This window comes from Gaoshiqia hydrogeniformans, from assembly GCF_049347105.1.
GTDB lineage: Bacteria > Bacteroidota > Bacteroidia > Bacteroidales > Prolixibacteraceae > Gaoshiqia > Gaoshiqia hydrogeniformans.
In genome coordinates this window covers 3,611,966-3,632,046 of the sequence record NZ_CP186334.1, presented here as the reverse complement: position 1 = coordinate 3,632,046, position 20,081 = coordinate 3,611,966, and the positions used below count along the sequence as shown (strand labels likewise).

The 20,081-nt window shown below is 48.8% G+C and carries 19 protein-coding genes; 11 read left to right on the top strand and 8 right to left on the bottom strand.

Annotated elements, in window-relative coordinates:
• Position 1: 1 nt before the first annotated feature.
• From vgrG to ACOIT5_RS14565, 8 genes are read right to left on the bottom strand one after another with little or no spacing between them, the layout of a single operon-like run.
• Positions 2-1,747, bottom strand: a complete 1,746-nt coding sequence (vgrG, locus tag ACOIT5_RS14600) for a type VI secretion system tip protein VgrG (RefSeq protein ID WP_423126896.1) — start codon at positions 1,745-1,747, stop codon at positions 2-4.
• A gap of 5 nt (positions 1,748-1,752) precedes the next feature.
• Positions 1,753-2,466, bottom strand: coding sequence for a CIS tube protein (locus ACOIT5_RS14595; protein ID WP_423126895.1), 714 nt, complete (start codon positions 2,464-2,466; stop codon positions 1,753-1,755).
• A 1-nt stretch (position 2,467) separates the two neighbouring features.
• Positions 2,468-2,626 carry a DUF5908 family protein gene (locus ACOIT5_RS14590; protein WP_423126894.1) on the bottom strand — a complete coding sequence of 53 codons (159 nt, stop codon included), beginning with the start codon at positions 2,624-2,626 and terminating at the stop codon, positions 2,468-2,470.
• A 1-nt stretch (position 2,627) separates the two neighbouring features.
• Positions 2,628-3,059 carry a phage tail protein gene (locus ACOIT5_RS14585; RefSeq protein ID WP_423126893.1) on the bottom strand — a complete coding sequence of 144 codons (432 nt, stop codon included), beginning with the start codon at positions 3,057-3,059 and terminating at the stop codon, positions 2,628-2,630.
• 2 nt (positions 3,060-3,061) lie between these two features.
• A complete protein-coding gene (locus ACOIT5_RS14580; protein ID WP_423126892.1) occupies positions 3,062-3,496 on the bottom strand; it encodes a phage tail protein in 435 nt (144 codons plus the stop codon).
• Between the two features lie 29 nt (positions 3,497-3,525).
• A complete protein-coding gene (locus tag ACOIT5_RS14575) occupies positions 3,526-5,445 on the bottom strand; it encodes a phage tail sheath family protein (protein WP_423126891.1) in 1,920 nt (639 codons plus the stop codon).
• Between the two features lie 17 nt (positions 5,446-5,462).
• Positions 5,463-6,341, bottom strand: coding sequence for a hypothetical protein (locus ACOIT5_RS14570; RefSeq protein WP_423126890.1), 879 nt, complete (start codon positions 6,339-6,341; stop codon positions 5,463-5,465).
• A complete protein-coding gene (locus ACOIT5_RS14565) occupies positions 6,338-6,931 on the bottom strand; it encodes a DUF4255 domain-containing protein (protein WP_423126889.1) in 594 nt (197 codons plus the stop codon). The genes ACOIT5_RS14570 and ACOIT5_RS14565 overlap by 4 nt, the downstream gene beginning before the upstream one ends.
• Positions 6,932-7,233: 302 nt before the next feature.
• Between ACOIT5_RS14565 and ribB the strand changes: the two genes are divergently transcribed.
• The 11 genes from ribB (at position 7,234) to ACOIT5_RS14510 (ending at position 20,062) form a co-directional block, all read left to right on the top strand.
• A complete protein-coding gene (ribB, locus tag ACOIT5_RS14560) occupies positions 7,234-7,860 on the top strand; it encodes a 3,4-dihydroxy-2-butanone-4-phosphate synthase (RefSeq protein WP_423126888.1) in 627 nt (208 codons plus the stop codon).
• 20 nt (positions 7,861-7,880) lie between these two features.
• A complete protein-coding gene (locus ACOIT5_RS14555) occupies positions 7,881-8,642 on the top strand; it encodes a DeoR/GlpR family DNA-binding transcription regulator (RefSeq protein WP_423126887.1) in 762 nt (253 codons plus the stop codon).
• A 488-nt stretch (positions 8,643-9,130) separates the two neighbouring features.
• On the top strand, positions 9,131-10,627 hold the full coding sequence (gene glpK / locus ACOIT5_RS14550) for a glycerol kinase GlpK (RefSeq protein WP_423126886.1): 1,497 nt from the start codon (positions 9,131-9,133) through the stop codon (positions 10,625-10,627).
• 95 nt (positions 10,628-10,722) lie between these two features.
• Positions 10,723-12,138 carry an L-fucose/L-arabinose isomerase family protein gene (locus tag ACOIT5_RS14545; RefSeq protein ID WP_423126885.1) on the top strand — a complete coding sequence of 472 codons (1,416 nt, stop codon included), beginning with the start codon at positions 10,723-10,725 and terminating at the stop codon, positions 12,136-12,138.
• 164 nt (positions 12,139-12,302) lie between these two features.
• The gene (locus ACOIT5_RS14540; protein ID WP_423126884.1) at positions 12,303-13,142 is read left to right on the top strand and encodes a transketolase; all 840 of its coding nucleotides are present in this window, start codon (positions 12,303-12,305) and stop codon (positions 13,140-13,142) included.
• Between the two features lie 9 nt (positions 13,143-13,151).
• Positions 13,152-14,105, top strand: a complete 954-nt coding sequence (locus tag ACOIT5_RS14535; RefSeq protein WP_423126883.1) for a transketolase family protein — start codon at positions 13,152-13,154, stop codon at positions 14,103-14,105.
• 151 nt (positions 14,106-14,256) lie between these two features.
• Positions 14,257-15,912, top strand: a complete 1,656-nt coding sequence (locus ACOIT5_RS14530) for a DUF5060 domain-containing protein (protein ID WP_423126882.1) — start codon at positions 14,257-14,259, stop codon at positions 15,910-15,912.
• A gap of 50 nt (positions 15,913-15,962) precedes the next feature.
• Complete coding sequence (locus ACOIT5_RS14525) at positions 15,963-16,913, top strand: D-ribose ABC transporter substrate-binding protein (RefSeq protein ID WP_423126881.1); 951 nt, start codon at positions 15,963-15,965, stop codon at positions 16,911-16,913.
• A 6-nt stretch (positions 16,914-16,919) separates the two neighbouring features.
• On the top strand, positions 16,920-17,558 hold the full coding sequence (locus ACOIT5_RS14520; RefSeq protein WP_423126880.1) for a DUF2291 domain-containing protein: 639 nt from the start codon (positions 16,920-16,922) through the stop codon (positions 17,556-17,558).
• Complete coding sequence (locus ACOIT5_RS14515) at positions 17,542-19,077, top strand: sugar ABC transporter ATP-binding protein (RefSeq protein WP_423126879.1); 1,536 nt, start codon at positions 17,542-17,544, stop codon at positions 19,075-19,077. The genes ACOIT5_RS14520 and ACOIT5_RS14515 overlap by 17 nt, the downstream gene beginning before the upstream one ends.
• 10 nt (positions 19,078-19,087) lie before the next feature.
• Positions 19,088-20,062 (top strand): ABC transporter permease, encoded by a 975-nt coding sequence (locus ACOIT5_RS14510; protein ID WP_423126878.1) that lies wholly within the window; start codon positions 19,088-19,090, stop codon positions 20,060-20,062.
• Positions 20,063-20,081 lie beyond the last annotated feature (19 nt).

Below are 20,081 nucleotides of genomic sequence, written 5' to 3'. Positions count from 1 at the left end.
CTTAGTTTATTTGTACCAACGAACCTTTCAAAACAGCAATGGCGCTGGTCGAAACCTCGGCTCCGCCGGATCCTTCTGCCTTAAACTGAGCGCTGGCTTTCACCGTAACATTTATGCCTTCAATCGTAATATCTCCGCTTGATTTCAGGCTGATTCCGGCCGGGCTGTCGAGGGTGATCCCGTCCGCGTCCATCAACAGTTTATTTGAGTTCTCATCAATCAATTCAATCAGGCCGGCGTCGTCGTCGAGTGTCAATTTCTTTCCGGCCGGTGTTTCCAGCGTAGCCGACTTTTTTTCGTCGTTAAAAATGAATTTGATCCCGCTGCGGGTAGTAAAGCCCTTCTCGTGGTTATCGTCGCTGGCAGCAAGGGGCGCCGGTTTGGCGCTGCTGTTCATCATTCCCAATACAATGGCATCGTTTGGGTTTTCGTTAATGAAGCCAACAATCACTTCGTCGCCGATTTCGGGGCGGAAAAATGAACCGCGGTTTTCGCCGGCGTCGAGGGTGGCCACGCGCGACCAGATACCTTCGCCCTGATGATCGACCACGGGCAGGCGGACCAGGATGCGGTCCTCACCATCAGGGTCGTTTTCGAGCTGGGTGACAATTCCGATTTGCAGCCCGTTTACCGGAGCCATTAAGCCGGCGGCCGGCGTATCGGCAATAGCAACCGTTTCTGAAAACCAGTCGGGCTGTATTCCAAACTGGGCATCAATGGTCCAGTTTCCTTCCGTAATCTGGTGGCGAACGGCCGAAATATACACCTTCCCGTTAAACCGCTCACCCACGCCCTGCAGTTTCAGGACCGTGTCGGGTTTTACCGCCGGAATACCCTGGAACTTAAGGCGTCCACGGGTTTTTGCCAGTTGGTTAAACAGTGCCCTGGCGTTGGCCCATTCCTGCAATTCCACATCCGGGGTAGCGCCGCCGCTTTTAAAACCGAGTTTTTCCAAATTGACCACGGAAGCCAGGTCGCCGGGAGTCAGGTTCCCGTTCAGCGGCAGCGAAGGGCTGTCTGCCTCAATTTCGAGCCATTCCTGCCCCGACGCATTCCAGCCATACGAGCTCACCTGCTGAAACTGGTTCCGCGCATCCATTTCGGCGTCAAATTCCAGCAAGTTGGTACCGTAGCTTACCGTTTCAATTTCATCCTGATCATAACCCGGCTTTTTAACGGTTACTTTACCATCGTCAACCACCACAACTTTCCCGTTGGCCTGCGCCCTGACGACACAGAAATCCCAGTCGGATACCTGGTATTGCACCCGTTCTTTATGTTCTACGCTGGTTGCTTCCACCTCCTTTTCCAAACCATAAGTATCAATGATTTCTTCCAGGAGGTCACTGTCCCTGCTTTCGTGGAAATACTTACTTTTACGTCCAACGGTCAGCTTTACCGCTTTGTCCCGGCATTCAATAATTAACTGGGACTGGTTGGACCGGATCCGGAGGTTGTGTTTAATTACAATGCCTTTAAAAATGGTTTCTTCGTCGGAATGATAACCTGCCTTAATTTCAATCTCCTTCCCGGGAATCAATAAATCCTGGTTGCTCAACTCAAAGTCGCGGGCAGCCGGATCCCCGTCAATCAGGATAATCTTAGCCAGGGGCACACGGTTGATTTCCTTCTCCACGGTAATACCTGCAACGGAATACGACCGGGACAGTTCTTCTCCTTCAATCAGAATTTTATGTGTGATTAAATCGGCTGACTGCGCTGTATTTATGACTTCGGACTGGGGCATTTCATTTAAACTTTTTCGATAGGCGGAAAGAAGATCTGTTGTCCCACCTTCAGTTTTCTGAAATTGGAAATTTGATTCACTTTGGCTACTTCGAGGTAATATTTCGAATCGCCGTATATCCGGAAAGCCATCAAGGGGAGCGTATCTCCTTCCTGAACGGTACGGACATGGGTCAGGTCGGGCGAACTGTTGTTTTCGCGGGCAACCCGCAGGTCGTCCTCAACAAAACCTTTAAATTTCGCATTTGCCACCGCCCTCAGGGGAGTTCCGTCGGCTTTGAACAGTTTAAAGGTGATGTCCATTTCGGCGAGGGTCCCTTTGAACAGAAGCGTCCCCCAGGAGATAACCAGGTAGTTTGGCTTATGTTCGTCGCCGTTGTAATCGAAAATCACCTTTTTAAACTGCTCCACATCGTCGATGATGCCTCCGCCCTCGTCTTTAAACGTTTTATTGCCTTCACCTCCCGGCGAAGTGTAATCGACAAGCACGCCGGTACGATCAAAAACAAACTGAAGTTCAAGATCTTCGGGCAAGGCCTTATTGAAGCGGGGCGCCATGGCGCTGGTTCCGGAAGCCTGTTCCTCATTTTGTTCAATTTTATACTTGAACTTATAATTTTCAGGGTTCAACAGGGTCTTAAATTCCCCGTCGGCCACTTCATCCGAAAACCGTTCATCCCGAAAGGCTTTAATTCTCAATTTTATCAGTTCTCCGCTCATCTTACCTCTCCCTGTTTTTAGCCAATAGTTCCATCACCTGTTCCACACAAGCGGCAATCAGCTTGTCCTGCTCATTTGTTTTTGATTGTTCGGAACTTGCCGTTTGCGAACTTTCGTCGACGTTGATCCGGATATGCAGTTCTTTTATTTCAATAGGCATGTTACTTGATATTAAAATAATTGTATGCCAGTTCAATGGTTTCGATCACCATTTTGCTTTCTTCTGCATTAAAATCGGCCATGGCCCATTTCAGCGGATAGGCATGAACGACGTTCCAGGTCATCAGCGGTTCGTGTTCTTCATTCAACAAACTGATCGTAAGGTCGGTAGGCGAAATATTAAAATCTTCGAGCGCCTCCCGGCACCATTTTGCCAGGGAGGAATCGGTCAGCAGCCCACGCTTTAAAACCAGGTTGGGGAACTTTGTTCTGACAGGCAATTTGTGTTTGAACCGGTTTTCACCTCCTTCGGCAAATTCCTCGGTATCAAAATCGATCGTCAGACCGGATACCGATTGAAATTCGTACTCACTTTTCAGGTTGGTAAACTCCACTTTAAAGTGAAAGGCCAAAGGAGGATAATAATTGCTCATTGTCAGTCATTTTGAATGATCAGTCCTTCATGTACCAACTCCATCGACTCAATTGCCACTTCGTTTCCGTCGGCTTTTAAGTCGGTTGACTGGACCTTGACTGGCCAGGCATTTTTCACTTTCCAACTGATCACCGGCTCATGTTCCTCGTTCAGCAAACTGATGGTGATGTCGCGCCGTTCAATTGTATTCAGTTTCACGGTATTCCACCAGCTGTAATACTCGTTATCGCTGGCAAAGGTGCCGCGCTTAAGCGTGATGTTACTGAATTTCTGCAGGCCCGGCATTTTTACTTTTGAGTATTCCGGACTGGCGCCGTGGCGGTATTCCACAACTTCGGTTTCCACATCGAGACCGGAAACTTCGGTGAATCCAATTTTTGTTCCTCCCCATTCAACCTGGAAATGGAACTTGACCAATGGGTAATTTACAGCCATAATTGTATGATTTTTATGTTTCTAACAGATTAGGATTCCTGCATTTTGTGAGAAAATTTCAGGATGATAAACTCGGCCGGGCGGACGACTGCCATCCCGATTTCCACGTGCATGTAGCCATTCAGGATGTCTTGCGCTGTCATCGTTTGTCCGAGGCCCACGCGCACAAAAAATGCCTCTTCGGGTTTGGCTCCGGCCAATGCGCCCGCTCTCCACTGCAGAATCAGGAAATTCTCGATCATCGCCCTGATTTTCACCCAGGTATTGGCATCATTGGGCTCAAAAACAAATTGTGCTGTTGCTTTTTTGACCGACTCCTCCACCATATTGTAGAACCGGCGCACCGGAACATAACGCCACTCGTTATCATTTCCGGCCAGTGTACGGGCGCCCCAGATCAGGGTTCCTTTACCCGTGAAAGCCCTGATAGCGTTAACCGATTTACCGGCATCGGTATCAATATTCAGGCTTTCCTGATCTTCGTGGGTGATGTTTACCGTTGGTCCCTTCACCGCAGCCAGACTAACATTGGCAGGCGCTTTCCAGACTCCCCGTTCCCGGTCGACGGCAGCATAGCGGCCAACAACAGCCCCGCTGGGCGGCAATACCACACCTTGCTGCCTGATCGCGTCAACAATGCCCCTGTAAACCGGATCAACATCTTTGAGCGTTTCGGTACGGTTGGCCCGCACTGCTTTCAGCTCGGCATAGAATCCGTTAACAACCGCATTTAATTTTCCCAGTAAGATTTTGAAATAAGGGGCTGCATTCGCGGCTGTTGCCGTGGCGGTAAAAATGTCGTTTTTATCGGTTGCCGGTGCAGCGAAGGTCAGCGGGCTGAAATCGGCATCAAAGTCATCTGTCAGCAACGGATTGTCCCAGGTAGGAGACGGAGCTTCGCTGTTGGCCGACTGACTGAAATGGTTATAGTCGAACAGGATGCCCAGTAAACTGTTGAAGTTTGAGCCTGCAGCAATAAAGCGGGCATGGATACTTGCCGCCGAATTTTTATCGGAGGTATCGTTGTCGGAAAAGCTCAGGTCAAAAAAATCTTTGAAATAGGCATACAAATCTTCGGCAACGCCCACCAACGCGGGGCGATTGTTGATATCGCCGATGGTTGGAACGCTCAGCCCTGCTTGTGCAGCGATATCGGCATCGACAGAATCAATCGGTGCAACCACCGCGCTGTTAAACAATGCTTTAACGTCGGCAACAGGCGACCCTTCTTTTGTAAATGTTCCGCCTACAATCGCATCATAATCAATTCTGAACGACAAGGTTGTTTTCAACCAGGGATAATAGGCGGCGCCGTATTTCAGGTAATTCATGCCCACATTTTCCCTGAAATCGGCCACCGGATCGAGTGACGGGGTAATATCCTGCTCGCCGTTCACCAAATCCATCACGGCAAACCGGTCCTGCAACTTATTACATTGGCTGAGCATGGCAGCATGTACTTCGCCGGCCTCGGCCACCGAAAGATGCACCGCTTCGGGAATCACCAGCAAGGTGGGCAGATCTGCTTTTTCCAGTGAGTTAAGTCCCGCGAGCAATTCTTCCTTATCCACATCCGATTCGGAGGTATTGTATGCGCCGACAGAAACAATATAGCAGTCTCCTCCCCCATTGACATAAAACATCCGGACGGTATCATAAAGCAGGTTAACACTGTTCACATCGGCCGATTTGACCGAATTGTCGGCATTTAGTTCCACTTTAATTTCGGTGGGATCGGGAGCTCCTCCAAAATAAAACTCGTACTCGGGGAGCGAACCAATTTTCACCGGACGAATGATTCCTTCCGTATGAAAATCGACCCCATCTACCACCGCTGAAGCGGTATAGCCAATAAAGGCCGGGATTGCAGTTTCTACTTGCGCCACCGAGGGAGGGAATTTAGATATCTCCTCGATATAAACGCCTGGTGTTTTGTAAGATGTTGCCATAATCTTGTTCTTTAGTTTTACATGTATATTTCTGAATAAATTTTATTGGCGGAAGTATCCGGTTTTATCAGACGTACATCCGGATTGGGTAACTCCTTCCCGTCCTGTTCGATCGAAATAAATCCGGTAAGAGTCAGCGGCTGTTCGGTTTTGGTAATCAGTATCCGGTTGCCGCCATTTTCTTTCACCACATCATCTCCGGGTTTTACCGTTTGGTCCTGGTTGAAAATATACCGCCAGAATGTCTTTCTGTTTTCAAACAGCAGTTCAAAGGCGGGCTTTACTCCCTGAAGCTTCCCTTGTGCATCGGTCATATTGAGTGAACCGGCATCCGCCTTCATAAAAATCCGGATGAGGCCCAAAAGATTCTCTTTCTCCCGGCTGACCAGTTTCAGAAGTTCTGCCTTTTTACCGGCAGGGCTTAAATCAAACGAATGGTCAGCAATCAGGTGATCGCCCGATTTTCCAATCAGGGGGAATGTGCCGGCTTCGGTCGGCAACCTCCTGTTCGAGAAATACATCAGATTACCTGCCTGATCAAGGTCGAGATTGGTATAGTTGCGAAAACGCGGGTCATTCAGCTGAATCAGAAAAGTCAGGCTCAAATCATCGGCCAGCGGGATGAAGGGCGTGCCATCGTCGTCTGCCGCGAGCCGGGTCCAGATGGTAAAACCGGTGGCGCCAGGTTTAAAAACCAGTTGGTGCCCGTTTAACAACTGAGCTGTTTCCCGCGTCGGGTAAATACCGGTAAACGACCGGCTGTTGTATAAATCCAGCTGCTTATCCTGATCGGCCTGCCCCATGCTGACAAACAAGGTGTTTCCCTTATCCAGAAAAAAACGGTGCAACAGGTCGACTTTAAATAAGGGGAGGTATTTCACTGAAAATGTCATCATCCGATATCGTTTAATACACCACCAACATGCGTAATGACTCCCGAAGCTGACAATTTCCTGTCCCGTTCGAGCTGAACCAATTGAACCTTATACATCACCGAAGGAAGTTGCCGTCCGCCCAGAGTTCCCCATACGTAATTCAGTTTTTCAAAATCGGGTGTGTACAGCTCCACGATGAATTTGAAATAATCGAGCAGGTCAAAAGCGACATTGGTCCGGTTGTAAACCGTGTTGGCCGAAGTGAATACTTTTTTACCCTGAAAAAACTGAATCACTTTTGAGATACTGCGTAAAGCATTTTCATATTTATCAAAATTAGCTGTGATTAACAGGTAGAGGTTTAAATGCACAGGAGGATTTTTATACTCGGTTATCCCATCCTTTATTTTATTGTTAGGCATATTCTTCAGGGTGGCTTCCTCCTCCATGTTCAGGAGGGTAATCACCACCTTTTTGTCCAGGTTTGAGTTTCCGTTTCCGTTAGGATCCCAAAGAGCAATGTTGTCAAGTATCACAATTTTATCAAATCCCTCCTCCGTCAGATAATTGTCGAGCTGCTCCTTTAGTATCTGTAATGTTTCGTAAATCATTAATTGAATTTATTTAGTCTTATTCTAATTTATAATGAAAAACACAATTATCCTCATTCTAACCAATTGACGGATAGACTTCTTGTGTTTATTTAACATGACATAAAGTTACGACAAGCATTTATCAGATTCAATCCTCATTTTTGAGGATTTTTTCAAGCAGCCCGAAAACACGGATAACATGGATTCAAAATACGCCGGAAGCAATCGGCTCTTTCGGTCGTCCTGCGAAAACGCTTACGGATATATTTTCTTTTGCTTTCTTTTTATTTTATATATTTGCGATTCTAAAAATCAGATCAATGGTAAAAACCAATTATCAGGAAATTGAAGAAGCAATTGCTGAAATCAAACAAGGAAGAGTGGTCATTGTGACCGATGATGAGCAGAGGGAAAATGAAGGCGATTTTATTGCTGCGGCGGAACTGGTAACTCCTGAAATGGTCAACTTTATGGCAAAAGAAGGGCGGGGACTGATTTGTGCCGCCATTACCGAAGAGCGATGCCGGGAATTGGAACTGGGCCTGATGGTAACCTCAAACTCGGCGGTTAATACGACCAATTTCACCGTATCGGTTGATCTGATTGGAAATGGCTGTACCACCGGGATCTCAGTCCACGACCGGGCCAAAACCATCTGCGCACTGGTTGATCCGGCTACCCGGCCGGATGATTTGGGCCGACCGGGACATATTTTCCCGATCAAAGCGCATCCGGGCGGCATAAAAGCACGTCCGGGACATACCGAAGCTGCCGTTGAACTCGCCCGGCTGGCCGGTTTAAAACCTGCCGGCGTACTTGTCGAGATCATGAACCCCGACGGTTCGATGGCCAGGTATAACGATCTGGTTAGTTTAGCGGAAAAACTGGATTTAAAACTGATCACCATCAAACAACTCATTGCCTACCTGAGCGCAAAGAATAGTTGATAACCTAAAATTGGATATTTATGTTAGCACATCACCGCCGGGAAAAAATTCTTGAAATGATCCGTGAAGATGGTCACGCCAAGGTCCTTCAGTTGAGTAAAATTTTTAAAGTGACCGAAGTAACGATTCGCCAGGATTTGGAGAAACTCGAAAAGGATGGCTTTATTGAGCGGGAGCATGGCGGGGCTTATTTGAAAGATATCGGCCTGAACGTAAAAAACATCACGCTTCAGAACCAGGAAAAACTTGCTGAAAAAGCGATTATTGCCAAAAAAGCTGTCAGCCTGATCAATGACGGCGACACGATTATTCTGGATTCAGGATCCACAACAACCGAAATTGCCCGGCTGATCTCCGGATTCAAAAACCTGACGGTGATTACGAACTCGCTGAACATTGCCCTCATTCTGGGGGTCGACACGGAGATTAACCTCGTGGTCACCGGGGGCGAGTTCAAAGCGCCCACCCTTTCGCTCACCGGGCAAAAAGCCGCCGATTTTTTCGAAGGTCTTCATGTCGATAAATTGTTCCTGGCAACGGCCGGCATCACCCTGAAATCGGGTCTGACCTATCCGAGTATCAGCGATATCTGCGTGAAGCGGGCCATGATTGAGTCGGCCAATGTGGTTTACCTCGTTGCCGATTCCAGCAAAATCGGGAAAAGTTCGTTTGCCAGCCTGGGCGCCCTTTCGCTGATCGACTATCTGATTACGGATTCCAACCTCCAACAGGAAGAAATTGATCTGCTCCAAAAGAACGACATCAAACTGATTATCGCTTAAACAGTTCTTCAGAATTCACTGGTCACTGGTCATTGGTCATTGGTCATTGGTCATTGGTTAATTGGGTACTGCCTGCAAACTTGAGTCCACTCCGAAAAGTCTGAGTTCATCGATTTTTAACTTTTTTACCCCTGATCCGGCAATTGCCGGAGAACCTACTGAAAATCAATAAACTCTTCAAAGTCCCCTTCAGGGGATTTAGGGGTAAAAAGACTTTATAGAGTGGACTTGGAATTTGGAATTTGGAATTTGGAATTTGGAACTTGAAACTTGAAACTTGAAACTTGGAACAAAAAGCACCTGAGTAGAACTGCAACTGAATACTGCAACTTTCCCCGCCTTCTCCTGAAAAACGAAAAAAATTCATTCTCTGTTTGTTTTCGATTATTTTCTTTTATTTTTGTTTTCTCAAAGTTCATACAACCGGGTGTCCGAATATCCCGGCAATAATTAAATGTTGAACGGCAACTTATAATCTGTTAACAGCTATGAGCAGCTCCGGAAAATACATCCTGGCAATCGATCAAAGCACCTCGGCGACAAAGGCTATTCTGTTTAACCGGCAGGGAAAACCGGAATGCCGGACCACGGTTCCTCACCAACAATATTATCCGGAAGCCGGATTCACGGAACACGATCCGGTCGAGATATTTGAAAATACCCTGATGGCCATCGGTGATCTGTTCGAAAAAATGAAAATAAACGAAAATGACCTGAACGGTATGGCCATCACCAATCAACGCGAAACAGCAATGATCTGGGATAAAAACACGGGGAAACCGGTTTGCAATGCGGCCGTCTGGCAGTGCCTGCGTGGGGCAGCCTATTGCGCCGAACTCAAACAAAACGGATACAGCGGGTTGATCCGCCAAAAAACCGGCCTGGTGATTGATCCGTATTTCTCGGCCGCCAAGCTGCACTGGATCATGAAAAATACGCCCGGGCTGGATGAAAAAGCGGAAAAGGGAGATTTGCTGTTGGGAACCATGGATTCGTGGCTTTTATGGAAACTGACCAGGGGAGCCATTCATGCCACGGATTATTCGAATGCCTGCCGTACCATGCTGTTTAATATCCACAGCCTGCAATGGGACGAGGAACTCATCGCCCTGTTTGGTTTAAATAAAACCATGTTCCCCGAGGTCCGGGCCAGTAACGGGATTTTTGGTTATACCCACCCGGATGTCGTGTTTGGCAAACCGGTTCCGATTGCCGGATTAATGGGCGATTCACATGCCGCTTTGTTCGGGCAGAACTGCTTGACCGCCGGCATGGCCAAAGCCACCTACGGCACAGGCTCGTCGATCATGATGAACATTGGCACGGAGCCATTGGATGCGCCTGAAGGATTGGTCACATCGGTGGGCTACGGGCTGGATAAAGAAATCCATTACGTGTTTGAAGGCAACATTCACTGTACCGGCGATACCATTAACTGGCTGAAAAACGAGGTTCAGCTGATTGCCGATGCCTCCGAAACCGAAGTTTTAGCCACATCGGTCGACCATAACAACGGTGTTTACCTGGTGCCGGCCTTTGTCGGCCTGGGCGCTCCGTATTGGGATAACCAGGCCCGGGCCTGCCTGTCGGGTATGCCGCGCAACACCACCAAAGCCCACATTGTGCGGGCGGCATTGGAAAGTATTGCTTACCAGGTGAAAGACCTGATCAGCCTGATGGAAGAAAAAGGCGGCATTCAACTGACGGAACTACGCGTTGATGGGGGACCAAGCCGGAATGATTTTCTGATGCACTTTCAATCCGACATGCTCGACCGGAATGTAGCCCGTTCGGAACTTGAAGAAGTTTCGGCGCTTGGCGCAAGTTTTATGGCCGGAATGGCCACCGGCTTTTGGAAAGATCTGAATGAAATAAAAACGCTGAGAGAAGCGGGCCATCTCTTTCAACCCCGGATGGACGACGCCGTACGGACACAACTTTACGCCGGTTGGCAACGGGCGGTAGAACGGGCGCGCTTGCGGTGAATGACCAAGAACAAAGAACAAAGAACAAAGAACCGAGAACCAATGACTAATGACTAATGACCAGAAAATTCAATAACGAACACACAATAATAACCATGAAGCTGAAAAAACAAACATTTGGTGTCATTATTGCCACGCGCAATATTTTCAATTTCAAACTGGCCGTTGATGCCCGTAAAAAGGTGCTGCAGAAACTCGAAAGCATGGGCTTTGGCTATGTCATTCTACCTGAGGAAGAAACGCCAACCGGAAACATCGAAGGCTATGTTGATGCGGTAAAATGTGCCGCCCTGTTCAAGAAAAACGCCGACGTGATTGACGGGATCCTGGTGGTGCTGCCCAACTTCGGCGACGAGTTGGGCGTGGTTAACTCCATCAAAATGTCAGGTTTGAACGTACCGGTACTGGTGCAGGCCTGCGATGACGACAACAATAAAGTAGACGTAAAAAGCCGCCGCGATGCCTTTTGCGGAAAACTTTCGGTTTGCAATAACTTTTACCAGTACGGGGTTAAATTTACCGATACCATTTACCACACATACAGCCTCGACAGCGAAGAATTTACCAAGGACCTGCTCAAATTTGCCGGCGTTTGCCGCGTTGTAAAAGGCCTGCGCAACCTGCGCGTAGGCGCCATCGGCACCCGCCCCATCGGGTTCCAAACCATGCGTTTCAGCGAAAAGCTGCTGCAAAAATACGGTATCACCGTGGTTCCGGTCGACATGTCTGAAATTATTGCCGCCGCCAACAGGATTGGCGAGAACGACCCGGCTGTAACCCAAAAAGTGGAGGCCATTCAGGCTTACGGCGCCTGCGGCATTGCAAGCAAAGGCAAAATTGCCAAACAAGCCCGTTTTGGACTGGCAGTTGAAAACTGGATCAACGAAAACGACATCGATATTTCGGCACTGCAATGCTGGGAATCGATCGAGAAAAACTACGGCTGCGCCGCCTGTGTGACCATGAGTATGATGGGCGAAAAGCTGATGCCCTCGGCCTGTGAAGTGGATGTAGCCGGCACCATCTCGATGTATGCGCTGGCGCTGGCCGCCCAAACGCCATCAGCCATCCTCGACTGGAACAACAACTTTGCCGAAGACCGTAACAAGGTAGTGTGTACGCACTGCAGCAACTATCCGAAGTCCTTCTTTCAAAACGAAATTGAAATTGGCAGCCTGGATGTATTGGGAACGGTGCTTGGAAGCGAAGACACGTTTGGCGCAGTAAAAGGAAAAGTAGCCGCAGGTGATATGACTTACTTCCGCATTTCAACTGACGACAACAAAGGATTGATCAAATCGTACCTGGGCGAAGGAACCATGACCGACGATCCGTATGGCATGGACGGTGGTATTGCCGTTTGCGAAATCCCCAACCTGCAACACCTGATGAAATACATGTGTAAAAACGGCTTTGAACACCACGTGGCAATGGTTCGCGGGCAGGTTGCCGGCATTCTGGAAGAAGCCATCGGCAACTACCTGGGCTGGGAGGTTTATAAACACGAATGAGAACAGATTCAAGACACAAGTATCAAGAAACGGGAAACAGAATTGAGAATACACCGATGAAAGAAAAGAGGCGTCATTATTTGAAGTTCAAAATCCGGCAGCGTTCGCGGGGCCGCATTGATGGATACTTGTGTCTTACTACTTGATACCAAAATTCAAAAAAAATGAAAAGATATACCGATCAGGAGTTACAGCTAAAATCGGTGGCTTACCGAAAAGCGCTTCTGAAATACATTAAGCTGGCGAATGCCGGGCATACCGGCGGAAGCCTTTCCTGTACCGACATTCTGAACGTGCTGTACAACGACGTGATGAATGTTTCGCCCGGCAACTTTGCCGACCCCAACCGCGACCGGTACATCCAAAGCAAGGGGCACTCGGTGGAAGCTCTGTATGTGGTGCTGGCCGACCAGGGCTTCTTCCCCGAAAGCGACCTGGAAACCCTGTGCAAATACCAATCAAAATATGTAGGTCATCCCACACGGAAAGTGAATGGCATCGAGTTCAATACCGGAGCATTGGGGCACGGGTTGCCCATCAGCGCAGGCATTGCCCTGGCTGCCAAAAAAGATAAAGCCCCGTACCGGGTTTTCACCCTGCTGGGCGACGGCGAACTGGCAGAAGGCTCAAACTGGGAGGCAGCCATGATGGCAGCCCACTACAAATTAGATAACCTGGTTGCCATACTCGATCATAACACCCTGCAAATCACCGGGAGAAACAAAGAAGTATGCAGTCCCTACCCGATTGATGAGAAGTTCAGGGCTTTTGGCTGGGAGGTGGTTTCGGTGGACGGAAATAACATCAGCGAATTGCGTCAAACACTGAACCAGCTTCCCCGAACCGAAGGCAAACCTACCTTTATCATCGCCAACACGGTAAAAGGCAAGGGAGTCAGCTTTATGGAAGACGTAAAAAAATGGCACCACGGCGTCCCTTCGGATGAGCAATACCAGATTGCCATGTCTGAACTGAAACAGTTGGAAAACGAATTACGACAATAGCACACGAACATGATGACACAAAATAAATTGGAAACCGGCAAGGCAAATCTCGACGAATTTTCTGCCACCCTGATTGAGCTGGCTACCAAAAACAAAAATATACTGGCCGTTACCAGCGACTCCCGGGGATCGGGCAAATTAACCCCCTTTGCCGAAAAATTGCCCGACCAGCTAGTTGAAGTTGGCATCGCCGAACAAAACCTGGTGGGTGTAGCCGCCGGACTGGCATCAACCGGCAAGACGGTATTTGCCGTATCGCCGGCCTGTTTCCTGGCTACCCGCTCGCTGGAACAGATTAAAAATGATGTGGCTTACTCCAACCAGCCGGTCACCCTGGTCGGTATCAGCGCCGGAGTCAGCTATGGCGCGCTGGGTTCCACGCACCATTCGCTGCACGATGTCGCCGCCCTGCGCGCCATCAACAACATCAGCATCGTAGTACCAGCCGACAATTTTGAAACCCGCGAAGCGATCAAAGCTGCAGCCAAATCAACAAAACCCATCTTCCTGAAATTTGGAAAAAAAGCCATGCCCTGCCTTCCGCGCTTAGACCCCACCTTCGAAATCGGGAAAGCCTCCGTCATTTGCAAAGGAAACGACCTGGCCTTTATCGCTTGCGGCGAAACCGTAGCCCCGGCTTATGAGGCCGCCCGGCTGCTGGAAGAAAAAGGAATCAGCGCCGAAGTGGTCAGCATGCACACCATTAACCCGCTCGACACAGAAACAATTTTGCGAATAGCCGGCAAATGCAAAGCCATCGTTACCGTTGAAGAACACAGCGTACACGGCGGTTTGGGCGAAGCCTGCGCCGCAGTACTGATGCAAAACGGAAAGGCCCTTCCGTTTAAAATCGTCGGCATTCCCGATGAAGATACCGTCACCGGCTCGCAGCCTGAAATATTCAACCATTACGGCATTTCCGGCGAAGGGTTAAAAGAAACTGCACTGAAGCTTCTGCCATGAGCTGCTCTTTGATTTCAGGTTGAAATAAAAATTTCAGGCTGAAAATCTTAACCATACTGTCACTTTCACGGCATTTGAGTGCCAGGCTGAAATCAGACAGTTTTTTTGTCAATTTTTAATCGCCGTATCATAAACCAAGCTAATCTATAACATGAAAATCAGATTCGCAATCTTGTTCGTCCTATTCATTTCGGTCAGTTGTACCGCCCCAAGACAGAAGCCATACATTGGCCTTTACCGGACTTTTGAAACGCAACTGCAAAACGACAAACCCTACGGTAACAAATTCACCGATGTGGAGCTCAGTTGCGATTTTACATCGCCATCGGGTAAAACAACGCGGTTCATCGGTTTTTTTGATGGCGACGGTCAGGGTGGAGGCGATAAAATAAGCGGCAACATATGGAAAATCCGTTTTATACCCGACGAAACGGGAGAATGGAACTACCGGTGGAGCTGGAACGACGGTACCGCCGGCGGCAGTTCTTCCTTTTTCTGTGATACCGTTGACGCCGGAAAAGGGATACTGCGCCCTTTCGGCAAAAACCCGCGCTGGCTGGCCTACAACGGCGTTGAACCGGTTTGGCTGAAATCGTATTACGAGAGTGGTCATGGCTCCATCGCCCAAGCTTTCTCCTGGATCGCGGAAAATGTTTATCAACCCATGATCGACCGGGGTTACAACCATTTCCAGGTGAACTGGCTGTTGTCGCTTTGCTGCTTCACCCAGATTTACCACGACGGTCCTGCTCCTTCGACCCGGGACCTGACCTTATACACCGAAGGCGATGCATCGGGAACCATGCGCCTTGACGTTTGGCGAATGATGGAACAACACGTTTCGTGGTTGAACGACCAAAACATTGGATTGCATTTGTTTTTGGGCTTCGATGGCAGTAAAAACGACGGTCCGGCCTGGACGAAACTAAGCGAAAAAGAAAAAGATTTTTTGGTTCGCTACACCGTTGCCCGGCTGGCTCCCTACGCCAATATTGCCGGATGGGGTTTTGTATGGGAAGTGCCGGGCAACCGGGAAGATTCAGAATTGGGCTGGGCCCGGCTGGTTCAGCAGTACGACGTGTTTGACCACCTGCGTACCTACGAAGATGAACATCCGGTAGAAAATGAATATCACCGCCCCGAATATAATTTTGCAGCCATTGAAAACCATTCGATCGTTTCGACCGACCGCGACACCGACCGACCGCACTGGCGCGAACCCTGGACACATCACGAGGCTTGTTTGGCAGCTTATGTGCCCGGAAAGCCGGTTTATATGATTGAAGGCAACGCCCTGTGGCGACGTTTCTGGCAACAGCGTACCAAAGCCACCCTCGACGACCTGCGCCAATCGGCCTGGGCCTGTGCCACAGCAGGGGCTTCGTTTAACTGGTGCGGCCATGCCGGCGAAGACTCGCTAAGGGCTTTCGGCCCTGAAGGACTGCCCTTTTTCGGCGATGAAAATCCATACGCTGTCTCAGCGCGCGAAATGGATATCCTGGCGGACGTAATGAACCGGGAACTCACGTTTTACACCATGAATCCATCCGACAGTTTACTTTCTGAACAGGATATGAAGAAAGTCTGGTGTTTAAGTGAGGCAGGGAAACAGTTTCTTGTGTTTTCGTGCAACGGCGATTCATTTAGTTTACAAGTGGATGAAGGAAAATACAGTCACAATGAATGGATTGATGCAAAAAACGGGGCTAAAAAAACGATTGAGCCATTCATTGCCGAAAGTCAGCAAACGTTCCGTTTTGTACCACCTGATCAATCAACAGACTGGATATTGCTGATCCGAAATTAGCTTGTCCTGTCAAACCGGAATCGATCACTAAATCAATTCAAACGGATCAAATGAAAATCAATCAACTTCAACACAAAAAAGCGTTGTATATTCTGCTAATCGCTTTGGGAGTGTGCGGCTGCAACCCGTTCAGTAAAAAAGATCAGACCAAAAAGATAGCGGTTGTCATTTCCACCCTAAACAACCCGTGGTTTGTTGTCTTGGGCGAATCAGCTGCTCAACGGGCACGCGAATTGGGTTATACTGCCCATCTGTTCGACTCTCAAAACAATTCGGCTAAAGAAGCCGAACACTTCGACAATATTATCGCCATGGGCTATGACGCGATCCTGTTCAACCCAACCGATGCTGATGGTTCAGTTCTGAACGTCCAACGAGCCAAAACTGCCGGAATACCAACCTTCTGCATGGACCGCGAGATCAACTCACGTGATGCAGCCGCCTCGCAATTGCTCTCCGACAATTTTACCGGCTGTGTCAAACTGGGCGAGTATTTTGTCAAACAAATGAATCAAAAAGGCAACTACGTCGAAATTCTCGGCCTGGTGGGCGATAACAACACCTGGAACCGCTCCAACGGCTTTCACAGCGTGGTCGACGAATTTCCTGAACTGTTGATGGTGGCGCAGCAAAGCGCCGACTTCGACCGCAACAAGTCCATGGATGTGATGGAAACCATCATGCAAGCCAATCCTGAAATTGATGCCGTATTTTGCGGGAACGACGCCATGGCGCTGGGCGCTTACCAGGCCGTACTGGCCGCCGGAAAAGCCAACCGGGTTAAAGTATTCGGGTTCGATGGTTCAGCCGACGCTATCCGCGCCATTGCTGACGGAAAAATAGCAGCCACAGTGATGCAGTTTCCGGTATTGATGGCCCGTAAATCGGCCGATTTGGCCGATCAATACATCAACGGACGGGCCAATTTTGACCACAAAATGCCGGTTGAGGTCGAACTGGTTACCCCCGATAATGTTTTGAAATACCTGACCAACAAGTAGCAAATCATGAAAAAAAAACTGCTCCGCTACTTTTCCGTAGCTTTAGCCATCCTGCTCACCGTATTTCTCTCGGTGAACATCCGGAACCTTCAGGAATACAAAGCCAGTACAGGCAGCGCAGCTTTTAACGCCACGGAGTTTGCCAACGTGTTTTGGACTGAAAACCTGCCGCAAAGTATTGAAAAAGCGCCCGAAGCAACAGAACTCATCCGGCTGCTGGATGAAAATCCGGACCAGGCATTTAAACAATACGGCAGAAAATTAGGCCTTTCCAGGACCTGCTATTTCATGCTCAGGGGAAGCGGAACCGTTTGGTCGGTTGACGACGAACACCTGACCGTTTTACTGAACAACCGGGATACCATCCGACTGGCCACGGCTTTCATCTTTGGGAATGCCATCCGGGATGGCTCCGGACAAGTGGATATTAACCAGTTCATCAACATGACCGATTTTAATAAGGTATCGGTCGCCATCAACAAACTGGTTAAGGAGAAAATCGTTTCGCGCCTGAAAAGGCTGGCTGAAACAGGCAAACAAATAGAATTCGCCGGAGTTGCTGAACTCAGGGAGGATCAAGCCATTCCGGGATCATTTACGATTATTCCTGTTAAAGCAATGATTTCTGATGGAAAAACAGAATAGTATACAAACGCCGGTTCTGGAAGTCAGAAAGGTATCCAAGGATTTTTCGGGTGTTTATGCCCTGCAAAACGTCGATCTCGACATATTTTCCGGCGAGGTAACAGCCATCATTGGTGAAAACGGCGCCGGAAAATCAACTTTGATGAAAATTATTTCGGGCGTTTACCCCGATTATGAAGGCGACGTATTTCTGAACGGCCAAAAAGTGAACTTCAAAAATCCGAAAGAAGCCGGCGAGCAGGGCGTTGTCATCATCCACCAGGAATTGAACCTGATCCCCCACCTCAGCATCTCCGAAAACCTGTTTCTGGGGAATGAAAAAACCAATCGTCTGGGCCTGCTGGATTACCCGGGCATGCACCAGGAGGCCAGGGAGCTTCTCCTCCGTCTCCACATGGATGTCCATCCTTCAACCCGGATCAACCAGTTGCGGGTGGGACAGCAACAGTTGGTAGAAATTGCCAAAGCCTTGCTGCTGGAGTCCAAGGTGTTGATCATGGATGAGCCTACCTCGGCCATCAGCGACCAGGAAGTTGAGCTGCTGTTTAAAATTATCAACGAGCTGCGGGAAAAAGGTGTTGCCATTGTTTACATCTCACACAAGCTGAATGAGTTGTTCGAAATAGCCGATCGCTATTTCGTATTGCGCGACGGGCAAAGTATGGGTTCCGGCAGTATGAAGGACACCACACACGATCAGTTAATCCGCCTAATGGTGGGGCGCGACCTGAAAGACAGCTTTAAAAAAGAGCATACTACTGGCGCCAAAGAAATCCTGCGGGTTGAAAATCTGATGTTTCGAAATCCCGGAAACAAGAACGATTACCTGGTTAATGATGTCAGTTTTTCACTTCACGAGGGTGAAGTTTTGGGTATTTGCGGGTTAATGGGCGCAGGACGGACCGAAGTGCTCGAAGCAATTTTCGGACTGCATCCGCAGTATGTCAGCGGAAAAATTTTTGTGGAAGGGGTCAGGAAAAATATACGAAATGTAAGCGATGCCATTGCAGCCGGCATTGCCCTGGTGCCTGAAGACCGCAAGTTACAAGGCCTTATCCTGAATATGACTGTGCCCCAAAATATCAGTTTGGCCAGTCTCGAAAAAATGACTACGTTCAACTTCATCAACAAAACGAAAGAGGCCGAACTGAGCAGCTATTTCCCAAAAAAGCTAAACACGAAAGTTTCTTCACCGCAAATGCCGGTTGAGCAACTCAGCGGCGGAAACCAGCAAAAGGTAGTTATTTCTAAATGGTTAGCCACCCACCCCAAAGTGCTGTTGCTCGACGAACCCACCCGGGGAATCGATGTCGGAGCCAAAAGTGAAATCTACCGGCTCATCAGCGAACTGGCAGCCCAAGGGATGGGAATTCTGTTCGTATCATCGGAACTACCGGAGATTTTAGCTATTTCGGATAACATTCTGGTTATGTCCGAATCAAAACTGACAGCCAAACTAAGCAGGGCGGAAGCTACGGAAGAAATTATCATGAAAGCGGCCTTACGCGAAAAAGAATAAATCAACTCTTATGAATACGACAACCTTAAAGCATAAGCTGATCAAATTTCAATCCATCATCGCTCTGGTTATCATGTGCGTGGTACTCAGTTTCTTGTCCGACCGTTTCCTGACTACCGAAAACTCCTGGAATGTGATGCGGCAAATCTCGGTCAACGTAATCATTTCCGTGGGGATGACCCTGGTCATATTAACCGGCGGCATTGATCTCTCGGTTGGCTCCATCCTGGCCTTAGCCGGCGCTGTTACGGCAGGCATGCTGAAATTTGGCGCCGAACTGACCGACCTGAACCTGTACATTGGGTTCACCCTGTTGGGCGCATTGGTCGGCGGCACGCTGGTTGGAACATTGCTTGGCTGGTTTAACGGCTTCACCATCACCCGCTTTAAAGTTCCGCCCTTTGTAGCCACGTTGGCGATGCTCACCATTGCCCGCGGGCTCACCATGCTGTGGACCGGCGGGTTTCCGATTACAGGACTCGCCAATAATATGGCCTTTATTGGCACCGGCTGGTTTATGGGCATTCCCATGCCGGTATGGATTTCGGCAGTCATCGTATTGGCAGCCGTTGTTTTAACCCGACAAACCAAGCTGGGAAGGCATATCTACGCGGTTGGCGGCAACGAAACTGCAGCCAAACTTTCCGGGTTGAAGATCAAAAAAATTAAAATCATTGTTTACTCCATAGCCGGTGCGCTTGCCGGAATTGGCGGCATTATTGTCACTTCCAGGCTGGACTCGGCTCAACCCAATGCCGGTTTTGGCTTCGAGCTTGATTCTATTGCCGCAGTGGTTATCGGGGGTACTTCCCTCTCCGGCGGCAAAGGAACCATCCTGGGAACCGTGCAGGGAGCGCTGATCATCGGCATTCTGAACAATGGCCTCGTACTGATGAATGTCTCTCCGTTCTGGCAACAAGTCATCAAAGGCTTTGTTATCTTACTGGCAGTTGTCATTGAGAAACTGAATGCAAAAGAAGAATAGCTGTTTTTAAACCTCTTAA

Coding starts and splice junctions, on each gene's coding strand:
- ACOIT5_RS14535 (WP_423126883.1), top strand. CDS start 13,152: ATGATGACACAAAATAAATTGGAAACCGGCAAGGCAAATCTCGACGAA.
- ACOIT5_RS14570 (WP_423126890.1), bottom strand. CDS start 6,341: ATGATGACATTTTCAGTGAAATACCTCCCCTTATTTAAAGTCGACCTG.
- ACOIT5_RS14555 (WP_423126887.1), top strand. CDS start 7,881: ATGTTAGCACATCACCGCCGGGAAAAAATTCTTGAAATGATCCGTGAA.
- glpK (WP_423126886.1), top strand. CDS start 9,131: ATGAGCAGCTCCGGAAAATACATCCTGGCAATCGATCAAAGCACCTCG.
- ACOIT5_RS14565 (WP_423126889.1), bottom strand. CDS start 6,931: ATGATTTACGAAACATTACAGATACTAAAGGAGCAGCTCGACAATTAT.
- ACOIT5_RS14595 (WP_423126895.1), bottom strand. CDS start 2,466: ATGAGCGGAGAACTGATAAAATTGAGAATTAAAGCCTTTCGGGATGAA.
- ACOIT5_RS14590 (WP_423126894.1), bottom strand. CDS start 2,626: ATGCCTATTGAAATAAAAGAACTGCATATCCGGATCAACGTCGACGAA.
- ACOIT5_RS14575 (WP_423126891.1), bottom strand. CDS start 5,445: ATGGCAACATCTTACAAAACACCAGGCGTTTATATCGAGGAGATATCT.
- ACOIT5_RS14540 (WP_423126884.1), top strand. CDS start 12,303: ATGAAAAGATATACCGATCAGGAGTTACAGCTAAAATCGGTGGCTTAC.
- ACOIT5_RS14585 (WP_423126893.1), bottom strand. CDS start 3,059: ATGAGCAATTATTATCCTCCTTTGGCCTTTCACTTTAAAGTGGAGTTT.
- vgrG (WP_423126896.1), bottom strand. CDS start 1,747: ATGCCCCAGTCCGAAGTCATAAATACAGCGCAGTCAGCCGATTTAATC.
- ribB (WP_423126888.1), top strand. CDS start 7,234: ATGGTAAAAACCAATTATCAGGAAATTGAAGAAGCAATTGCTGAAATC.
- ACOIT5_RS14515 (WP_423126879.1), top strand. CDS start 17,542: ATGGAAAAACAGAATAGTATACAAACGCCGGTTCTGGAAGTCAGAAAG.
- ACOIT5_RS14520 (WP_423126880.1), top strand. CDS start 16,920: ATGAAAAAAAAACTGCTCCGCTACTTTTCCGTAGCTTTAGCCATCCTG.
- ACOIT5_RS14530 (WP_423126882.1), top strand. CDS start 14,257: ATGAAAATCAGATTCGCAATCTTGTTCGTCCTATTCATTTCGGTCAGT.
- ACOIT5_RS14510 (WP_423126878.1), top strand. CDS start 19,088: ATGAATACGACAACCTTAAAGCATAAGCTGATCAAATTTCAATCCATC.
- ACOIT5_RS14580 (WP_423126892.1), bottom strand. CDS start 3,496: ATGGCTGTAAATTACCCATTGGTCAAGTTCCATTTCCAGGTTGAATGG.
- ACOIT5_RS14545 (WP_423126885.1), top strand. CDS start 10,723: ATGAAGCTGAAAAAACAAACATTTGGTGTCATTATTGCCACGCGCAAT.
- ACOIT5_RS14525 (WP_423126881.1), top strand. CDS start 15,963: ATGAAAATCAATCAACTTCAACACAAAAAAGCGTTGTATATTCTGCTA.